We start from the raw sequence: 20778 nt of genomic DNA, 5'->3' as shown, positions 1-20778 counted from the left end.
AACTATTATATTAACTCCAAAGCTTATCAACAAAAGATAATCCAACTCTCGTTTGATTTGCTCCAAATTTTTGTAATAGATTCAATGCATATTCATAACGTAGTTCAGAAATGACTTCGACTTTAATTGGGGCCGTTAATTTTAGTTCATCCGGTCCTGTTGCTACTTGCTGTTTTTTATTTTTTATTCTGTTATTAAGCTTTATGGTTTTACCTTTTACAATTCTAAGATGTTGAAGTTTAAAACAATTAGCGTCATCAAACTTCCCATGTTGCACTGCATAAAAAGTTTCCCAAATTGGGCTCGCATTTTTATCTTTTTTAAATTTAAAACTAACTATTTCATTATTAATTGAAATAAAAACTCTCTCATTCGAATTAATTTCACTTTTTATTGTTCCATCACTTTCACCATCATTTTGCAATTTTATAGCTTGAAATGATAAATGATCATCACCAATTCTTTCAGACCATTTCCTTTGACTTTGTGAAGGCACCAAATCACAAGCAGGGGTTAAACATAACCAATATGTGTCCCTCCCATTATCAACTAAATTAAAAACAGTTCCGGTAGTTAAATGATGAGAAGAAATAGAACGAGTACAGGCATAAGCATTTAGATTAGTTAAAGCTTTAAATTCTTGATTAATACATTCAGGAAAATACAATTTAACAATATCTTTATCAGACTGGTTTGTAGCTTTCAATGCTTTTACTATACGTTTAGAAAAATCTACTAAGGAATTCTTCGAAACCACAGATAACTGCTCCCAGTGCCTATCTATTGCATCATAGTGCTTAGTCTGGTCACCATCAGAATTAGCTAAAAGATCAAACATCCACCCTGCTTGAGCAAAGCGATTTTTAATTATTTCACTAGCTTGACCTAACCCTTTATCATCTAGTTCACTTCGCATCAATAACATTAATAAAAACATTGGTGATGCATTTTGCATATTGAGTGCAGTACAAAGTTTTTCATGTAGCTTGACCGCAGGGTCTGTATTTTTCTTTCTAATCACAGATATAAAAATTCGACCTGTAGAAATATAATTCACCTCTGTTTCAAAATCCCATTCCCAAGCTAAATTATGAAATTCATCACCTTCAAATAAAGCCGAATATGGTTTTATTTTTTCTGAAATAATCCAATTCACAATAACTTCAACAGATAAACCAGTACCTTTGCTTATTTCATTAATTTCTGAGGTATTGGGAGACAAAAAATGTTTTGGATTTCTGACCTGAGTTATTTCTTTAGGCTCTGAAGAAGCTAAAAGTTTAACTAAACTTTTTACATCTACTTTATCTGAAATAAATTTATATTTTTCAAAATCAGGATCTTCTTCATCAAGCCATTCGTTAATTTTCTGTTTAGCTGAGTTTTCGAGACGTTCAAATTTTTGTAATTTTAAAAAGTCAGTTAAAATATCATTGTATACTTCCTGAATATCGTCATCATCCCCTTTTGTATGCACCAATATGAGGTTAAAGTGATTATTCTTAGCTAATGCCTTTAAAATTTTTCTTGAACGGCCACCATCATCTTCAGATGAATCTCCATCTAAATGATAATCTAAAATAAGCAAATCACTATGGTTAATATGCTCAGGTAGAACACTATTTTCACCAAGTTTAGGGGATTGCCCATCATATACATCGATACTCCATTTATAGTTATTGTTACACATATCTATAATGGACTTTAATCGCTCAATATTTTCAATTTTAAGCTGTTTTTCTAATGGTTCAGGTCCTATTTTTTCTTTTGCTTGCATGTTACTTTGAACATTTAAAAAGCTATTAAGAGTTGGATATTCATCGTCGATAACAGTCACAGTACGGATTGGTTTAACGAACGCTTCTCGAATTAAATCTGAATAAGTATCAACAGTGCTTAAAGTTACATTAGGCATTATTCATTCCTTTAAATTCAATCGCAAAGTTAGCCCCTAATAGTTTCTTATTTTCTGGTAATGTTTCGTAACGAATTTTATGCCCACCAGCCTGTAAGTTTTGTTTACAAAGATAAAGACCTATCCCTCTTCCACCTCGTTGTTTACGGGTAAAAAACAAGGTAAATAACTGCTCCAAATCATCTTTATCAACACCTGGTCCAGAGTCAGAAATAATAACCTCTTGATCTCTTACATCTAAATTAATTTGCTTTTCTGTAACTTCATTCCGCTCAACCCAGTACTGTGAGTTATTTATTAAATTGATAAAAACAGGATATATGTTGGAAGGCTTTTCCCAAATTGATAAAGACAAAAACTCGTTTGTAGCCGTAAAATTAATTTGTTGAGTTGTGAAGTGATCTTTAAAAAAAGTATTGGTATAAGAAAATATATCTTTACCACTTATTTGTTTACTTGTTTTATCTCCTGATAATTTCAAGGGAGAAAGGAATCTCCATTTATCACTTAACGACTGCTGTGCAACAATGACATCGTCACATGATTGCCTTTGTCTATCACTTAACTCACCACTTGCAATTAAATTAACCCCCCTTGAAATCGTCATGTCTAAACCTTCTATTTCATGGCCGATAATTTCTACTGTGATACCCAATTGAGCCAAAGCATGTAAGCGATTGATTTCCTGACGATATTTCATCGTTTCATTCATGCTATATATTGCTAAGCCCTCTAAATCTATTTGTTCATTTATCAAAGTAAGAGCGGTGACATACGGACTTAGCTTTTGACTATTTTCAATAACAATCTTTTCTTGGTCTTCGTCGAGCTTATCAAGTACTTCATTTAATGTTATTTTTTCTAATTTTAGGTCTTCTAAATACTCAAAAGTTGTAGCTTTATACCTCTCACGGCACTCTTTAATTAACGAATCAAATTCACCAGTTTGCTTTGCAAGCATAGCTTTACCATCACTTGCATACTTAGTAATACTTGCATTTATACTCGCAACTTTACTACGGTAAGCTTCTTGTGCTTTCTCTGTATCTGTTTTTTCTGTTGCTTCAGAAATTGCTTTATTTATGAAGAAACTAAGTTCGTTAGTATACTCTTTAGCTTGTAGTTCTTGTTTACGGTAAGCTCTGTAATCTTCTTCAAGCCTACCCAAGTTATTTGGGATTGGTGTTAAAGAGTAAGATCGTGTTTTATCAATTAAAATATCAATTTCAATTTTTAGCTTTTGTAATTCATCTAAACTATTAAGGCTTTCTCTCTGCGAATATGTATCGTAAATATTTTTTATGTTAGATACATGAGTTATTAGAGCCGTTGAATTTTTATCTATAGAAGAGCGTATACGTTTACGCTCTTTGGTTTGTAATGTTTTACGGTCAGCTTCAGCTTTAACAATTTCTTTTTGCTCTTTAATATCGTTTATCGTTTCTTTCCTATTTGGAGACTTTGTTCCTAAATGCTTATCTGCGACATCAAGAAGAATATTTTCCACTATCTCTCTAAATAGTTTTGAAGCCTTATTTTCTATAAACCCTTCACGACCTGCTTTATCTTTTAAATTAGGATTGCCTTCTCGCGTTATAGCTATACGACCAAACATGCGGCGATTAGCCCAAAAATAACGACCTGCATGTTTAGATCTTCGAAATTCGACTTCAAAATAATCACTATCAACTCGACCATATGGCATGACACGTAAACCATCTCTATATACACGAAATCCTGCATATTTTTCTGCTTGTTCAACGTAAGTTGAATGTAGATTATCTGGTAATGATGTACTCCCAATCTGAAGTTCAAAAGTGCCTAACCTGATATGAAACTCACCGAACGCTGAATCTCGACGTGTTTTATATGGTACTTTTGGTTTGACTAAATAATTTTCATACCATTCGCCAAATACTTTAACTCTACCTTTAAAATATCCATCTGCATCAACATGACCTTCTATGACATGTTCTAGTGATTCAAGAGTTGCGATATCAAACTCTCGAGCTTCATCAATAAGTGCTTTTGGGAATTTACCGTGCCAAGCAGTAACTGAATTTATAAAATCATATGATTGAGGTTCGTCCTCTTTTGAAAATGGGTCAGTGAAATTCGATAGTGTTTGAAAAAACCGATCACGAGCGAGTATTTCAGCACCATCTGCATCTTTTATAGGCGTTTTAGATAATTGATACTTTAAATCATCATTCAGATTAGCCATAAACATAGCTGTACCTTGAACTGTATCATTATTCCATAATGGCCATTTATCAAAATGCCTTTCACTAAAAACATCACTAATTAGCGTATTAACTATTTCATCTTTCGTTGATTTTTCTTTACCATCTAATGATTCTTGTTCTTCAAAACGCTTCCAAGCTTCGTTTAATCTTTTGTCTCGCCCTTCATCATCACCATCACCCCAAACGTTGCCCATTAACTGATCAAATAAGTTAGGTAATTCATCGATTAGATTATGACAAAGTTCAAAGTCAGTAATAGGAATTCTAATATCTTGTAATAGAAGGTATGGATTTTCAAACAAACGCCAATCGATCAACGCGGCAACAAACTTATGGTCAGTTCGTTTGGATACTATAAGAAGTAGAGAGCCAAGGGCGGCACTTGATAAACGCCCAATACCTTTTTGACCTTGTTTAGCTCTATGCTGAAGACCATTTCGGTCATCCAATGCGATTTCAAATTCAGAGGTTTTAGATTCGGTACCTATCGTTAGCCACTTACTTTCGAATTCATCACGACTCATTCCATGACCATCATCAACTAATGCTGCAACTGATATATCGCCATCAAACAGATGTAGCTCAACTTTTTGGGCATATGCATCGTATGCATTTTTCCATAGTTCTGATATTGCTGTTGGGCAATCAGCAATTTGTTCGCGACCTAAGTGATCTATTGTTCTTGCACGGGTTTGAAAAGAAACAGAAGAGCGCATATTATTTCCTAGTGATTAGCTAACTATGTGAATAATATGCTTTTTAATAAAATAAATATACCAGTATAAAGCTATCTACATCTCAGACGTAGTATCTAATATTTGACTTTTAATTGTTTTAATAAGCGATTTACCAAGTTTTATTGGAACCGCATTACCTATCTGTCTCGCCCTTTCTGTTGATGAACCTAAAAAATTAAAATCATCTGGAAAACTTTGAAGCCTAGCTGCATGCCTTAAAGTAATACCATGATCTAACCAAGGATGAACAAATCGACCTTTTGAAGGGTTATTACAGCCAGTAGTAACAGTATTTGATGGTGTATGAAAAAATACCCGCCCATAAACATCTTTATGGCCTCTGTAACCCTTACTGTGACATTTCAATCTAAAGGATATGTCTTCTCGACTACCATTAAGCGGAGTCTCCCTAAAGCGTTCACTTACTTCTGAAGTATGTTTCATATGAAGGTCACAAGGATCATTAGCTAAAAAAGGAGAACCAAATTCAAGATCATTAACAACCTTTTCAGCCTTACTTTTCTCAAATATTTTTTTTTCTACCAGTCTTTCTTTCAGTTTATCTAAAATTTCCTTAGGAGGTGTTTCAAAAACAGTTGATGCGGTTTTCCAGTGAGGTTTAGTTTTCAATCTAGGATCAAAGTGAGTCGCGACAGGAGGCCACTTTAATTTTTTAATGCAAATATCTTTTCGAACAGCAAGAATAAAAGCTCTTTTTCTATTTTGAGGGACACCATGATCTTTTGCATTAACAATAATCGGAGCATCATTAATAACTTGATAACCATGAGATTTAGCTAAGTTTAAAAATTTATTAAGATGTTCCTCATGTCTTTTCCATAAAAGACCAGGAACATTTTCTACAAGAAACACTTTAGGTAATAATGCTTTTACAAAATCAAAATATCTGATTAACAATTGATTACGGGGATCCGAAATCCCAGCACCTTTAATCCTATGAGTAGAAAAACCTTGGCAAGGTGGCCCACCAAGTAATAAATCAAGCTCTCCCTGTTTAATATTCTGATATTTCATTAAACTATGAACATCTACGTCGTTAATATCTTGATTGAAAACTTTTGTTCTTCCATCAACTTTATCCACTAAATTATGGCTATAAGTGCTAGAAGCTTTATCATCAAATTCAACTGCAGCTAATAATTCAAACCCTTGTTTTTGTGCGGCAAGCGAGAAACCTCCAGCCCCTGCAAAGAGATCAATTGCTGTTAAATTCGTAGACATAGTTCATAACACCTTTTTAGTTAGCGCCGGATTATATATCCTCCATTTTATTTAACCTAGAAGTTTAATATATTGGTTATAATTGATGGTCAATATCCTTTAAATAATTCATTTCTATGATGATCTAAATACTTCATATGGCCTTTATGCACATCGAAACGCATTCCATCCTTTAGACCTAATACTTGTGGTTTTTCTAGATGTTTTGAAAGTATTATTTCACCTGTATTTGCAAATGAAATAAAACCGAGATCAAATGCTTTATCTAAATTTGCTAATAATAATAAACCATTATATTTATCAAGCCGCTCTTCATTGTTTGATACATGCCAAGGCTTTATATGAGATGCCATTAATAACTGAGAATTTTTATAACCCGTTACAGCACAACCTTTCCACATATCTATAAGTTGCCTTCTAAAAGTTCCTTGCCCTATTCGAGCACTTATCATTATCGATCTTTCTGTTGCCGTGAGTTTATTATCTTGTACAATTTTTTGTATATCCGATTTAATATCTAATTGGGCTAAATCTTTTAAAAATTGTAAATATGAATTTAAAGCTGCCTTATACATCCCATGACCACGTGCATCGATAACTTTAAACTTATCAAGATTCTTTGCTTGCTCAGCTAATAAGTTAAATTTACTAAATGAATTAACACTAGTTAATGGAACTTGAATAACATTCGCCTCTATAAGCCAATTGGTAATTGAGCCTTGGATTGCTTGTAAATATTTTTTTATTGTATTATTTGATTTCCCAAGGTCTAACATCCATTGAACATACAATGTAGGTAAATCAGATAAATTTTCAAGCAATGCATCTTTAAGGTCATTACTCACAATACTACTTTTAAAATATTCAAATAAGTTATCATCTAAGTAGGCATGTGAAATTGATTTTGCTGAATATCGAGTAACCTTTTCAGAATCAACATTACTATTATAAGCTAGCCCCCAAAACCCCTCTGTTTGTAAATGATAAAAGGGAGTCTCTGGTTTGTCTTGATCATTACCTTGTTTTCTTTCATTAAAATGAAATGAAAATCGCTCTTTCAATACATCATTTAATTGAATTTTATTTGAATGAATATGTCCTGCTTGAATGAGATCCATTACTGATAGCAACATACAAACTTTATGAGGGCTATTTCGGCCACCTCGAGAGTTAGTGTTAAGATTCCGAAATTTTTCTAAATAAAAATCTAATGGCATTATTTTTACCTACTCTTAGATTCTAAATTGGTATGCAACACCACCGTTTGCCATGTTACTGACTCTCGTCCAATAACATCTGCATTTTTATCAGTGACCAATAATGGAGATAATCCAAACTCTTTACTCATGTGTAGTAACTGGTCACTGCACACATCAAGCATATTACGTTCATCGCCACTTGGGCCATGACGCAATGAGATAACTAATTTTCCACCGGGTTTAAGTAAGTTGGCTAATTTTCGTAACGAACGTGAGCGTTGTGTCTCGGGAATATGCATCCAGACAGCACTGAGTAAGATCAAGTCAAAACTGACTTCTTGTTTGGTGACTGTGGTTAAATCGGGTAAGGAGTCTTGCAACCAACGAACGTTTAAACCTTGGGTATGTTGTTTGCCTAGTTCGGCAAGCATTGCAGCAGGCTCTATCGCGGTAACTGAGATATTATTGCTAGCGCCTTGTTGCGCCATATATTTACTATCGCGCCCCGCGCCTGCCCCTAAATCTAACATGCGGGTATCGGGTTTGTTTAAGATGGGTGTTAGATATTCAAGCCATGGTTGATGCACCTGCTCAAAAGATTTTGATAAATACAATTCTACTAATTGCTTTGCATTTTTATTGTAAAAGCTCTCTGGCATTTTATTTACTCAGTTCCCTGCGCATTAATTTCATCTTGTTATTGAAAATATTTAAGGTTTGATTCTCAAAATAGGAAAAAGGAGCTTATTCCTTAATAGCTAAGTTCATTAGATAAGTTCAGCTATTAAATCAGTTTTATCACAAAAAAGTGATTTTAGGAATGATAAGAGTTTGAAATAGCTGATATTAATAAGAAAAACGATGAATATTGCTTATTATTCACTTTTTTAGAGTATTTCAATCTGAAACACTCTTTATTGATGAACAGTAGATTGGTTAATTAATGTTTTGAAATGGCTGATCAGTTTAGCGATTAAGGTATTATTGAGACGTTATTTCAATGTACTACACATAGTAATGAGCCTTCGTGCGAGGTGTTGTTCTGACACGTAAAGCACACCTTGATGGTTCATGTAGTTTGAATCGTGTCGATTTAAATCAAGCGGATTGCCGTGAATATCACTGACCCAAGTGTCTGTCGCGGTGGCTAAACAAGCTGTTGCACTGAAATCCCACAAACTGCCTCCGCCTAACTGAGGTTTAGGTAATTTAATATAACAAGCGGCATTATGTTGAGAGTTCCATTTTTCCATCACAGCACATTCAATCACGGAGATTGCATTCATTACCGCGCCTGCTTGTTCTTTTATCACGACTTTTTCATAACCTAACTCATGGGCTAATATTGTTAACTGCTTAATTAACAATGGATAGTGTTCACTAAACTGAAAGCTTCTGTCGCTGTAAAAAGTAAATGTGTTATTAACTTTCTTGAGGGTATTGATACCACTTGTGCTGCTTTCAGTTAATTTATTGAATGGCTGTTTATTTTTAAAACCTTGCGTCATACCCAATGTGGCTATCATTGTATGGTAAGTGGTATTGCTCGTAGGTTGATGAACAGCCGCCAATATGGGTTCGCCATTTGCTGCGACTAGTGCAATCGATACGGCATAACCATTTCCGCCTTCTATGAAGGGCAAGGTGCCATCCAGTGGATCGATACACCAAAAGTAGTCTTTTGTTAAACGTGGATGACTGTTTGTATTTTCTTCACACCTTTCTTTATTACCTTCTTGGTTAGTGCTTTCTAGATTAATAGCTTCTAGATTAATAGCTTCTAAATTAGTGCTATCTTCGCTTAGTTGTTTTTCGTTTACTTGTTCTTCACTAAGCAGTGCTAAATCGTACTGTTCACAGGTCGGTTGTAAAATGGTTAAGATAATATCTTGGCATGCAAAATCAACGTCTGTTACCACTTGTGCACTTTGACTACTGCCTGCTTCTTTAAAGTGTGTGGTTAATAACGCACGATCAAATTGACGGATATAATCACCGGCTTGCTCCGCTGCTTGAATGGCTAATAAGCTTAATTGATTGAGTATCTCTGTTGTTAATCGCACGGCTATTTGGCCTTATTTAGGGAATTGTATTAATGAATCAATCGCTTGTTTGGTTAACTGTTCAGTGTACTCATTAATCTTCCAATGGCTCGGTGACCACCCTTTTACAAAACGTTGAAAATCAGCCCAAGCAATGGCATATAAAGGTCGCCACGCTTGCTCTAGATGCATTGCATCAATATCTTGTCGTGTTTTTGAAACTGCTGTGGTTAAACATTTAAAGTAATGATCAATTAACGCCACTTGCAACTGTTCGCAATCTTCAGGAGAAATGGCACTGCTGATAAATAAGATCAGGTCTTTCATACCACAACCCTGCCCAACGTATTGAAAATCTACCGCTGCAACTTTTGTCGTATCATCAGAGAAACAAAAGTTAGCTAATTTAGCATCGCCATGCACTAATGTTTGAAAAGGTGATTGGCTCAATATGTGATCGATACGTTGTGCTGAATGTTTTAATTCACTGTCTTGCAAAGCGGCTAATTCATCGGGGCGAGTAGCCAAGTGCCAATAGGTACCCGTTGCCCATAAGTCATTGGCTTTTCTTTGAAGATGTAACGCATGAAAGTTAGCAAGCCATTTAATGCACGTTTTGGCTTGTTCGAGCGTTGCTTCCGTTTTAACGAGGGGATAACCGACTGCGGCCAAATCTTCTAATATCAATAAGCTTTGTTGTTGGTTACTTTGTACTGCAATACAGCGTGGTGAGTAGCAGTCATCATTATTTAAATCCGTGTAATGAGTATACCAATTTGCTTCGACTTGATAAGAGTGCAATTTACGCTGATGCGAAAGTGTAGTATTCCACCCTTTGGGATGCGAGCTAGGTTGTGGTGTATTCACTAATTTCACGACCACTGAGCTATTTTCACCACCTTGCAAACTTACTCTAAACAGTTCTCCATAACCGCCCCACACACTTTGAATTAACTGAACATCAGTTACCGCTTGCGCGCCAGTCAATGATAATAAGGTTGTTTTTAATGAAGATGAAATGGGCATAGTGGCTTCTTGTATGGAATAAATAATCTCAAAGTAGTTGATGGTACCGCACTCGGTCATGAATTCAATAATATGGGTAATGTTATTGGTTTAGATTGAGTTAAATGAGCAATAAGTAATGAATAATGAATAATGAATAATGAGAAAAATATAGATGGTAAAAGTATGGGATATAAAAATAGAGGGTTAACCTTGAGGTAAAACATACAAAATGCGGAGACAAAAAAAGCTTGTCTTCATTCCGTTATTTAATAAACGATACAAAGCCAAGCTATTGATGTTGCTTGTATTAATGATGTCTTTTATGGCGCAAAGCCTAGAAAGGCATTTTGAAGCCAGGTGGTAAATCCATACCACCTGTTAAGCCACTCATTTTAGATTTATTAACTTCTTCAACACGACGGACTGCATCGTTCATTGCGGCTGCTACTAGGTCTTCGATCATGTCTTTGTCGTCTTCAAATAAGCTTGGATCGATTTCAACTTTACGTACATTATGGTTACCTAATAAAGTAACTTTAACTAGGCCTGCACCTGATTCGCCAACGACTTCTGTGTTTGCAATTTCAGCTTGTGCTTTTTGCATATTCTCTTGCATTTCTTGGGCTTTTTTCATTAAGTCGCCCATTCCGCCTTTATTAAACATATTTTCTCTCTTTATATTAATTAGTTAATGAAACTATGCAGATTATAGCGGCACTACGCTATTTTCATAGACTTTTGCAGCATAATCTCGCACAAGTGTCTGTACAATTGGGTCGTTTTTAATCGATGCTTTGGCATTATCAAGATATTGTTGATATACAATCTGCTCTAGTTCCATTGGTGTGTGGCTCCCTTCTATTGAACCTTGCTCAATGGTAATAGTGTATTGCTGACCATAGTAATGACTCAGTTTATTTTTTAAGTCATCACACAAACTTTGATTATTTAATAGATGTGCTTGCGATTGATGTAATTTCAAGTCTATAGACTGATCTTTTTGCTGTATAACACAACTTTTTGCCAATAATTTTTCAAATCCCACTAACTCCATCGCTTTAATAGCTAAGAACCAAGGGTCTGTCATTTTATCTTCAACGTAAGCGGCAATATCAATTTCAGGATTTTGTAAGCTTGGATCATTCATTAGTTGTACTTCCGTACCGACTTCTGAATGATGTAATGCTGAAATATCATGATTTGCTATTGCAGATTTAGCCACTACTAATTGAGCGTTATTCGCTTGTACATTGGCTGATGCTTGAGGATCATTTTGACTAGAGTTACTTGAATTAGAACTACTTGAATTAGCAACACTTGAGTCAGAAGTACTTAAGTGGGTTGTATTTAAATGAGCAGCATCCACTTTCGCTGGCACAGATTTAGTGTCTTCGAAGTAATCATTTTGAGCATGATTGTCAGGTGCTGGAGGCGGAGGTGTAGCTGCATCAACACCTTCAGCATGATTATCAAAGTAGTCGTTATGTTCATTACTATAATCAGCATCGCCATAATCATCATAGCTATTTTGATTATGTGGTTGTTCTTGGTAGCTTGTTAAAGGCGGTAATTCTTGCTCGTTAGTTGAGCCTTCATTACTTTTTGCTTCAACTTTTCTTGTAGGCATCGGTGTTTTTTCTACTGATGCTGTCGTTATATTGGGCGCTGCATGATTGACAGTTGACGGTTCAACGACTTTCTTTTCTAGCGTGTCAACGCTTGGTGTTGCTTGGGCTGTTACTTCAGGTGCGGCAAACCGATCGTTTGCTTTTGGTGTCTGTTGCTCAGTTGCCGCTTCAATCTTTTTTAGTTCTTCTCGCTTTAAACGATGGCTGCGTAACATGTTACGTGAGTTTGTTGTCGCAGCAAGATCAAAGCTTGCAGGCGCAGGTTCGCTTTGCACTGGCGGTGTTGAAACCGGTTGTGCTGTTGTTTGTTCATATTGAGTCGGAGCAACATGTTGCTCTGGTGCACTGATATTTTCAGGGACATTTTCAAAACCAGCTTCAGGGGCCATTTCCGGTGTAGTATCTGGTTCCGGAGTCGTATCTGGCGCCGTAGCAGTATAAGCAGACGCTTGATGGCTAGGCGGCTCTGGAGTTAGTTGCTGTTCAGGCATAGTCTGCTGAGGTGCGCTCTGAGTTCCCGCTTTTATTGGGTTCACTTCTGGTTGAGCTGGCGCCGTCTGTACTGGAATGTCACTTGGCGCTTTCTGTGAAATAGGTGTGTTCTGTTTCTGTAAAATAGGTGTGTTCTGTTTCTGTAAAACGGGCGCAGGCTGTGAAACTGGCTCTGGTGTTGAAATTGTTGTCGGCGGCACTTGAGATGGCGCTTGAGATGCAACCGATTCAGGTTTTGATTGAGTCGATGTACTAACGTCTGGTCTTGCGGCAAGCGGTTGTTGCTCAGTATTAACTTCTGACACAACGGGCGCAATCGTTTCAACTTGTTGCGCTTTAGCTAGCATTGATTCATCAATATCAATGTAGTTTGCAGGTTTAAAAGCCAATAGACGCATTACAGTCATTTCTAATGCTACTTTTCCGTTTGGTGCATAGGCGTAATCTTTAAAACCTTGTACTGCAATTTGATAGAATAACTGCACTTCTTCTGGCGTTAAACGTTCTGCTAATAATTGCACGGTCGTTTTTTCAGTGACATTAGCGTTGAGTTGTAATTGCATTAACGCAATTTGGTGACATAAGCTTGCTAGCTCTTGATGTAACGCTGAGAAGTCAGCCCCTAAATGCACAAACTCTTGGATTTTTTCAAATACTTTTTGGCTATTACCCGATGCAATGAAATGTAATAAGTAATGTAAGTGCGATTGGTCAATCGTACCTAGCATTTTTAATACGGCTGCATATTTGATATTGCCTGCGCCAAACGCTAATGCTTGGTCAGTTAAGCTTAAGGCATCACGCATACTACCATCTGCTGCTTTGGCAATAACGCCTAACGCAGGTTGTTCGTATGTTGCTTTTTCATGATCTAAAATCGCAGCCAGTTGTTGTTCTATTTGCTCTGGCATGATGGCTTTTAAATGGAACTGTAAGCAACGCGATAAAACGGTAATAGGTAATTTTTGAGGATCGGTCGTTGCGAGTAAGAACTTCACATATTCTGGTGGCTCTTCTAGCGTTTTTAGCAGTGCGTTAAAACTGTGCTTGGATAACATGTGCACTTCATCAATCAAATAAACCTTATAACGCCCTTGCGCTGGTTTATATTGCACGTTATCCAATAGTTCACGTGTGTCATCAACTTTAGTACGAGAAGCCGCATCAATTTCTAATAGGTCAACGAATCGACCTTGATCGATTGCTTGGCAGTTAGCACAAACACCACAAGGAGTTGCTGTTACGCCAGTTTCACAATTTAAACTTTTTGCTAAAATACGCGCGATGGTTGTTTTACCAACACCACGGGTACCACTAAACAAATAAGCATGATGTACGCGATCTTGTGTTAACCCATTTTCTAATGCGGTTAATACATGCGGTTGACCGATGACTTCTTTAAAAGACTGTGGTCGCCACTTCCGTGCTAAAACTTGATAGCTCACTAATTATTCACCCGCGTATTCAATCAAAGAGAAAACAGGAACAGACATGGCTTTTAATTTATCTTCACCACGTAAGTCTGGTAATGAGATAACAAAAGCTGCTTCAATTACTTCACCGCCTAAGCGTTCGATAAGTTTAACTGATGCTTCTGCTGTGCCGCCTGTTGCTAGTAGATCATCCATCAATAAGACTTTTTCGCCTTTTTTGATAGCATCTTTGTGGATCTGTAAAATGTCGTTACCGTATTCTAATTCGTAACTTTCTTGGATCGTTTCACGCGGCAGTTTGTTAGGTTTACGAACTGGGATAAAGCCAGCGCCTAACGCTGCGGCTAATGGCGCACCAAAAATAAAACCACGTGCTTCTGTGCCAACTATCTTATCTATCTTTTGTGTTTTATAACGCTCTACGAACAAGTCAATTGTTGCGGCGAATGCTTCACCATTTTCAATCAGGCTGGTGACGTCACGAAAAACAATGCCTGGTAATGGGTAATCTTTAATGCTTTTAATACTATTCTTAATTAATGCTAATGATTCCATGCTCATCTTTTTTATCCTGTAATATCTAATATCATAGGGTAAATAGTTGCTTGCCGTAGTGCAAGTTGTGTTGTCATAAAGTGAGTAACTATTTTCATTTGTTGCATGAAAAATCGTCTGATTTACTTTTGTGGATGTATTGGAAGTTGAAGAAGTTCTATTTAGGGCTAAAAAGATGGTGAGTCATAGCTTAAAGATTATACAAGCAGCGGGAATAGATATTGATAATATGCTTTGGATTTAAAAGAATATTGGGCAACCACGAAGCGCTGCGCTACACGAAGAAAACTTAATAATAAACAGGTTATGTCATTACTTTCTTATTTGAATCCAAGCGTCAAGTCGGTGAAAGGAAATACAACAGTAAAAACAAGCAGGCTAAAGCATGCGCCCCAAGTTCAAAAGACAACTCATTTCTAAAACATATAGCGATACGATCTTTTGACTTAATCTTCTCTACCCTTCGTATCTTCGTGGTTAATCGATTTTGACTTTAAAAAAGACAGCCGACCACGAAGCGCTGCGCTACACGAAGGACACGAAGAAAAATAAATAATAAACATATGCAAGCTGAAGCATACGCCCCAAGTTCCAAAGATAACTAATTTCTAAAACATATAGCGATACGATCTTATGACTTAATCTTCTCTACCCTTCGTGTCTTCGTAGTTAATTGCTTTTGATTTTAAAAAAACACAGCCGACCACGAAGCGCTGCGCTTCACGAAGGACACGAAGAAAAATAAAGATAAAAACGTGTGCCTAGAGTCAGAAGATAATTCGCTTCAAAACATGTACCCAATAACGCTTTTGACTTAACCTTCTCTACCCTTCGTGGTTAATTGCTTTTGATTTTAAAAAAACACAGTCGACCACGAAGGGCACGAAGAAAAATAAATAATAAACATATGCAAGCTGAAGCATGCGTCCCAAGATCAAAACATTTTCATCTAGAGCAATAACAAACAATATGGTTGGTCATTAACGCTTTTGACCTAACCTTCTTTACCCTTCGTGTCTTCGTGGTGAATTGCTTTTGATTTTAAAAAACACAGCCGACCACGAAGCGCTGCGCTTCACTAAGGATACGAAAGAAAACCAATATAATTTAGTCATTAGCTCTTTTGACTTCACCTTCTCTACCCTTCATTCCTTCGTGGTTAATTGCTTTTGACTTTAAATACTCACAAAACTCCAACGAGAAATAAGGCATTTATTTCTGCTTATACTTATTTTTGCTTATCTTATATAAAGGGAGCAGGTATAATCCGCGCTCTTTAATTTCTCCATAACTATTTGAGAACATTCATGCATATAACGCTTGCTCCAATGGAAGGTGTGATGGACTTCCACATGCGCCAATTTTTAACCCAACTTGGCGGGATCGATCGTTGTGTTACTGAGTTTGTTCGTGTTGTTGAATTGCCTTTACCTTCGCGTGTTTTTTATCGCTTATGCCCTGAATTACATAATGCCAGCCGTACTGAATTTGGCACACCTGTTCGTGTTCAATTGCTCGGTCAAGACCCTCAATGTTTAGGAATGAATGCAGCACGTGCTATTAGACTAGGCTCTGACGGAATTGATTTAAACTTTGGTTGCCCGGCTAAAACAGTCAACAAAAGCCGTGGAGGTGCGGTGTTATTAAAAGATCCTGAAGCGTTATATCAAATAGTAAAAACGGTTCGTGAAGCAGTGCCTAGTGAGCATGTGGTCAGTGCTAAAATCCGTTTAGGTTATGAAGATAAAAGCTTAGCGATTGAAAATGCACAAGCGATTGCCGAAGCAGGCGCAAGCGAGTTAGCAGTCCATGCGCGTACTAAAGATGAAGGTTATAAGCCACCTGCTCATTGGCATTGGATTAAAAAAATAAAAGACGCTATCGATATTCCAGTAATTGCTAACGGTGATATTTTTAGTTTTGAAGATGCGCAGCGCTGTATTGAAATAAGTGGTTGTGATCATTTAATGCTTGGACGAGGTGCGATGGCGGTTCCTAATCTTGCTAATGCACTTAAAGGGTTAGAAGCACCTTATACTTGGCTGCAAAACTTACAAATGATGGAACAATATTATCAATGGTTACGGGTTATTGAAGATAAAGAAAAATTTATGCCTAGCCGTATTAAGCAGTGGTTGATGTTTATGAAAATGCAACATGTACAAGCTGACTCGTTTTTACAATCCGTAAGAGCCATTCGTAACCCTGATGAAATGTTAATGTCATTACAACAAGCACAACAAGTTGAGTCTGAAAAATAAGCGATAATACGAACAATAAAAGCTTAGCAATAAAGATCTGTCATAAAGCGATGCATAAAAGTGAGCAAGAAGTACCACTCTATTCTTTCATTAAACTCAGTACGACTGTAACACTAAGCCATTCTCTATTATCACTTAATTTTATAGAGATAATTGAGCAACACAGGCTTATTTTATGTAATCCATCGACTTTATTCTTTATGTTTTAAATCTACTTCTCAATAAATCTAAAAAAGCATTTAAAATCAGTTCTATTTTGTCATTATTAGCCTACTCTTATTGTAGTAGAAAAATGATACGTATTTTAAACTAGTGCAACCATCTCTGTGCCTTCGCACTATTGCAGACATATAATAGGAATAACATGCCTTTACCCATTTTAATTTGTGATGATTCTGCGTTAGCCAGAAAACAAATTGCTCGTTCATTACCCAAAGATTGGGACATTACCGTCAATTTTGCTGAGAATGGTAAAATTGGCTTAGAAGCTATTCGCCAAAAGAAAGGCGATATAGTATTCCTTGATTTGAATATGCCGATTATGGATGGATATCAAGTATTAGAAGAAATTCAACGAGATGATTTACCAGCGATTGTTATTGTTATCTCGGGAGATATTCAACCTGAAGCTCATCGTCGAGTAAAAGAATTAGGTGCGATGGATTTCATAGAAAAACCCATCAACAATCCCAAACTGATTGCAACCCTTGAGCAATATGGGATTTATAAGCCTGGCAGTCACAACTCACTTTCAAGCCCAGAAAGTTTAGAAAAAGTCAGCGTTCGCGAAGCACTGCAGGAAGTTGCTAATATTGCAATGGGTCGAGCGGGTGATTTATTAGGACGGCTATTAGATGTTTTTATTTTACTGCCAGTCCCTAATGTAAATACCTTTGAAAGCAGCGAGTTGCATATGGCGCTGACGAATATCGCAAAAGATAATACGGTTTCAGCCGTCACTCAGGGGTTTATTAGCTCTGGTATCAGCGGTGAAGCGATTGTTATTTTCCACGATTCAAATTTTGATGAAATGACTAAGTTACTTAAATATGAAAATATGATTAGTGACCATTTAGAACTTGAGGTCATGAATGATATTTCTAACATTTTGGTAGGTGCTTTTTTAAATGGTTTAGCAGAGCAGTTAGATATTCAATTTAGTCAAGGGCAGCCTAGTGTTTTAGGGCAACATGGAAAAGTAGAAGACTTGATTAAAAGCCGCCAAAAAGACTGGCAAAAAACGCTTACTATCGAAGTTAGTTATAGCATTCAAGATCACGACATCAAGTGTGACCTACTACTTTTATTTACTGAAGAATCAATCAAAGTTATTCAACATAAAATAGGATACCTCTTAGACTAATGAGTGCAACAATAGAATTAAAAGATATCCATTGGCTTATAGATATGGTGCATAGCATAGACGTAGGTATTGTGATCATCGATAAAGACTTCAATGTCAAAGTTTGGAATGGCTTCATGGAAAACCATTCTGGTTTTTTAACTGCGCACATGATGGATAAAAAAATTACCGATGTGTTTACCAGTATTCCTGAAGACTGGTTACAACAGAAAGTTAAAAGCGTCTGTTTATTAAAAAACAAAGCGTTTACGACTTGGGAGCAACGCCCTTATTTATTCAAATTTAAGAGCTACCGTCCTATTACTAGTAATGCCGAATTCATGTATCAAAATGTAACCTTTTTGCCACTTACCGACATAGTCGGTGTTGTAACGCAAATTTGTATGATTGTTCATGATGTGACTGATGTTGCGTTGTCTAAGCAGACCTCTCAAAAAGCAAATGCAAAGCTTACCCGTTTAAGCCAAACAGACACTTTAACTCAGCTCAATAACCAAGGTTATTGGCGAGAAAGATGCGCTAGTGAGTTCCTGATTCATAAAAAATCAGGACGCATAGCTTCAATGATAATTTTTGATATCGATCATTTCAAAATTGTTAATGATACCTATGGGCATACGTTTGGAGATGAAGTGCTTAAAGGCATTGCTGATGCAATACGAGATAATAGTAAAAAAGAAGATATCACAGGTCGATTTGGTGGTGAAGAATTTACATCAATATTAATTGATACGAATTTAGAGGGTGCAAAGTTAGTCGCAGAGCGTCTTCGCAAAGCTATTGAAGCAATACACTTTGAGTTTCAAGGAACCGTTGTTAAAGTGACTGCAAGCTTTGGGATCGCGCAAATGACAAGCTCTATTACTGGTCATGAAAAGTTAATTGAAGTGGCAGATTCAGGGTTATATATTGCGAAGAATAATGGTCGTAATCAAATTGGAGTTAGCAAACATTAAACGCAATAGTTTAGCGTGTCTAACAGAATAACTTACTGCATCGAATAAGATAGCTAATCATTAAAAACGTTAATCAAGCATCCTTCATTGGGTGCTTTTTAGTGTATGGATACTTATCTCAATTCCAGATAAGTAAATCGATACCGCATCATTGCTTCTGTGTGTTTCTGTGTTAAGCCATCCAAAATTAAGCCACAACATGATAACAATGGTTAGTCCTTATTACAGGTTACAAGCAGGGTTGGTTTTCAAACTAATATCAAAAGAATTAATAAGGTGATCATTCCATTGGTATAACGAGCCAGAGGACAAGCTTTAAAGCAAACACTTTCGTTGTTAGAAAGTGTCGATTTAACTCATTAAATCTTCCTCTTTCAACCTAGAATCTACTTGCTGAACTTTGCACCTTGAATGTTAACGGGCATATATTGATTTTAAAGGGTGACTTGTAAAAAATTTTTTAAATGCGATTAACCAGTTTTACTTCAAAGGACTTGGCTATCCATTTAGAAGAGACTTCATTAAGGTTATTCTGCTTCTAATCGCATCATCTTTCTAACCGAATTCTCTTTTTAACCGCATTACGTATCTAACCCATAAACAAAAACAGCGCTATTAAGCGCTGTTTTTATTATTTTTGACTAACTAACCATTTCCTAGGGAAATTATAGGCCTAGTTTAGCAAGCTCTTTTTCAACTACAGAAACGGGTAGTGGAATGTAACCATCTTTTGCAACAATTCCTTGACCTTGTTCAGATAACATCAATTTAATGAACTCAGCTTGTAATGGAGAAAGTGGTTTGTTTGGGTGCTTGTTTACGTAAACGTATAAGAAGCGAGATAATGGGTATTTACCAGAAATTGCATTATCCATTGTTGCTTCAATGAACGGACCGCCTTTCTTAGAAAGCGCAACCGCTTTAACACCAGCAACTTTATAACCAATACCAGAGTAACCGATAGAGTTTAGTGAAGATGATACAGACTGTACTACAGAAGCAGAACCAGGCTGTTCATTGACAGAGTTTTTAAAGTCACCTTTACAAAGTGCTTTTGATTTAAAGTAACCATAAGTGCCTGATACAGAGTTACGACCAAATAATTGGATATCTTTCTCCGCCCAGTTACCGTCCAGACCTACATCAGCCCAGCGAGTCGCATTTTTATCGTTACCACATTTGTGAGTTGAAGAGAAAATAGCATCTACTTGCTTAATTGATAAACCTTCAATTGGGTTATCTTTATTGACGAATACAGCAAGTGCATCGATAGCAACACGTACTTCGGTTGGTTTGTAACCGTAACGTTTCTCGAATGCTTCAATTTCTTTAGACTTCATTTGACGACTCATTGGGCCGAATTGAGAAGTACCTTCAGTAAGAGATGGTGGAGCAGTTGAAGAGCCTGCTGCTTGGATTTGAATGTTGATATTTGGGTATTGGCGTTTAAACTCTTCAGCCCAAAATGTCATCATGTTTGCTAATGTATCAGAACCAACAGATGAAAGATTACCAGAAATACCGCTTACTTTAGTGTAAGTCGGTAAAGCATGATCTGCTGCAAGAACAGGCGTTGAAATTAATGACGCAGTACCTAAAGTAACCGCTGCTGCTAACATTTTAAGTTTCATTCAAAACTCCATTTTCTACTAAGTTAATTTAATTTTTTGTATTTCATTAATTTGTAATTTAACAAAATAT

14 protein-coding genes are annotated in these 20778 nt (G+C 36.4%); 3 read left to right on the top strand and 11 right to left on the bottom strand.

Annotated elements, in window-relative coordinates; all coding sequences use genetic code 11:
• Positions 1-10 precede the first annotated feature (10 nt).
• The 10 genes from GQR59_RS06335 to apt form a co-directional block, all read right to left on the bottom strand.
• A complete protein-coding gene (locus tag GQR59_RS06335) occupies positions 11-1915 on the bottom strand; it encodes a response regulator receiver domain (RefSeq protein WP_160061181.1) in 1905 nt (634 codons plus the stop codon).
• Positions 1908-4877 carry an ATP-binding protein gene (locus GQR59_RS06330; protein WP_160061180.1) on the bottom strand — a complete coding sequence of 990 codons (2970 nt, stop codon included), beginning with the start codon at positions 4875-4877 and terminating at the stop codon, positions 1908-1910. The genes GQR59_RS06335 and GQR59_RS06330 overlap by 8 nt, the downstream gene beginning before the upstream one ends.
• Positions 4878-4952: 75 nt before the next feature.
• Complete coding sequence (locus tag GQR59_RS06325) at positions 4953-6140, bottom strand: DNA cytosine methyltransferase (protein ID WP_160061179.1); 1188 nt, start codon at positions 6138-6140, stop codon at positions 4953-4955.
• An 89-nt stretch (positions 6141-6229) separates the two neighbouring features.
• On the bottom strand, positions 6230-7357 hold the full coding sequence (locus tag GQR59_RS06320) for an HNH endonuclease (RefSeq protein ID WP_160061178.1): 1128 nt from the start codon (positions 7355-7357) through the stop codon (positions 6230-6232).
• Positions 7358-7362: 5 nt separating this feature from the next.
• Positions 7363-7998, bottom strand: coding sequence for a class I SAM-dependent methyltransferase (locus GQR59_RS06315; RefSeq protein WP_160061177.1), 636 nt, complete (start codon positions 7996-7998; stop codon positions 7363-7365).
• Between the two features lie 333 nt (positions 7999-8331).
• Positions 8332-9402 carry a 3'(2'),5'-bisphosphate nucleotidase CysQ family protein gene (locus GQR59_RS06310; protein ID WP_160061176.1) on the bottom strand — a complete coding sequence of 357 codons (1071 nt, stop codon included), beginning with the start codon at positions 9400-9402 and terminating at the stop codon, positions 8332-8334.
• Positions 9403-9414: 12 nt separating this feature from the next.
• Positions 9415-10407: a phosphotransferase gene (locus GQR59_RS06305; RefSeq protein ID WP_160062464.1), complete on the bottom strand. Its 993-nt coding sequence runs from the start codon at positions 10405-10407 to the stop codon at positions 9415-9417.
• A 316-nt stretch (positions 10408-10723) separates the two neighbouring features.
• Complete coding sequence (locus tag GQR59_RS06300) at positions 10724-11053, bottom strand: YbaB/EbfC family nucleoid-associated protein (protein WP_025566137.1); 330 nt, start codon at positions 11051-11053, stop codon at positions 10724-10726.
• Positions 11054-11095: 42 nt separating this feature from the next.
• Positions 11096-13954 (bottom strand): DNA polymerase III subunit gamma/tau, encoded by a 2859-nt coding sequence (gene dnaX, locus GQR59_RS06295; protein WP_160061175.1) that lies wholly within the window; start codon positions 13952-13954, stop codon positions 11096-11098.
• Positions 13955-13957: 3 nt separating this feature from the next.
• Complete coding sequence (gene apt / locus GQR59_RS06290) at positions 13958-14503, bottom strand: adenine phosphoribosyltransferase (protein ID WP_025566139.1); 546 nt, start codon at positions 14501-14503, stop codon at positions 13958-13960.
• A gap of 1301 nt (positions 14504-15804) precedes the next feature.
• On the opposite strand from apt, the gene GQR59_RS06285 reads away from it, so the two are divergent.
• From GQR59_RS06285 to GQR59_RS06275, 3 genes are all read left to right on the top strand, one after another.
• Positions 15805-16758 carry a tRNA-dihydrouridine synthase gene (locus GQR59_RS06285; protein ID WP_160061174.1) on the top strand — a complete coding sequence of 318 codons (954 nt, stop codon included), beginning with the start codon at positions 15805-15807 and terminating at the stop codon, positions 16756-16758.
• Between the two features lie 364 nt (positions 16759-17122).
• Positions 17123-18121 carry a response regulator gene (locus tag GQR59_RS06280; RefSeq protein WP_160061173.1) on the top strand — a complete coding sequence of 333 codons (999 nt, stop codon included), beginning with the start codon at positions 17123-17125 and terminating at the stop codon, positions 18119-18121.
• The gene (locus tag GQR59_RS06275; protein ID WP_160061172.1) at positions 18121-19077 is read left to right on the top strand and encodes a sensor domain-containing diguanylate cyclase; all 957 of its coding nucleotides are present in this window, start codon (positions 18121-18123) and stop codon (positions 19075-19077) included. Before GQR59_RS06280 ends, GQR59_RS06275 begins: the two co-directional genes overlap by 1 nt.
• Positions 19078-19742: 665 nt before the next feature.
• Here GQR59_RS06275 and GQR59_RS06270 read toward each other — a convergent pair.
• Positions 19743-20708, bottom strand: a complete 966-nt coding sequence (locus GQR59_RS06270; protein WP_160061171.1) for a PstS family phosphate ABC transporter substrate-binding protein — start codon at positions 20706-20708, stop codon at positions 19743-19745.
• Positions 20709-20778: the final 70 nt, after the last annotated feature.

The organism is Psychromonas sp. L1A2, from assembly GCF_009828855.1.
Taxonomy (GTDB): Bacteria; Pseudomonadota; Gammaproteobacteria; order Enterobacterales; family Psychromonadaceae; genus Psychromonas.
Note: the sequence above shows the minus strand (reverse complement) of the source record. Positions and strands in the feature narration are given on the sequence as shown.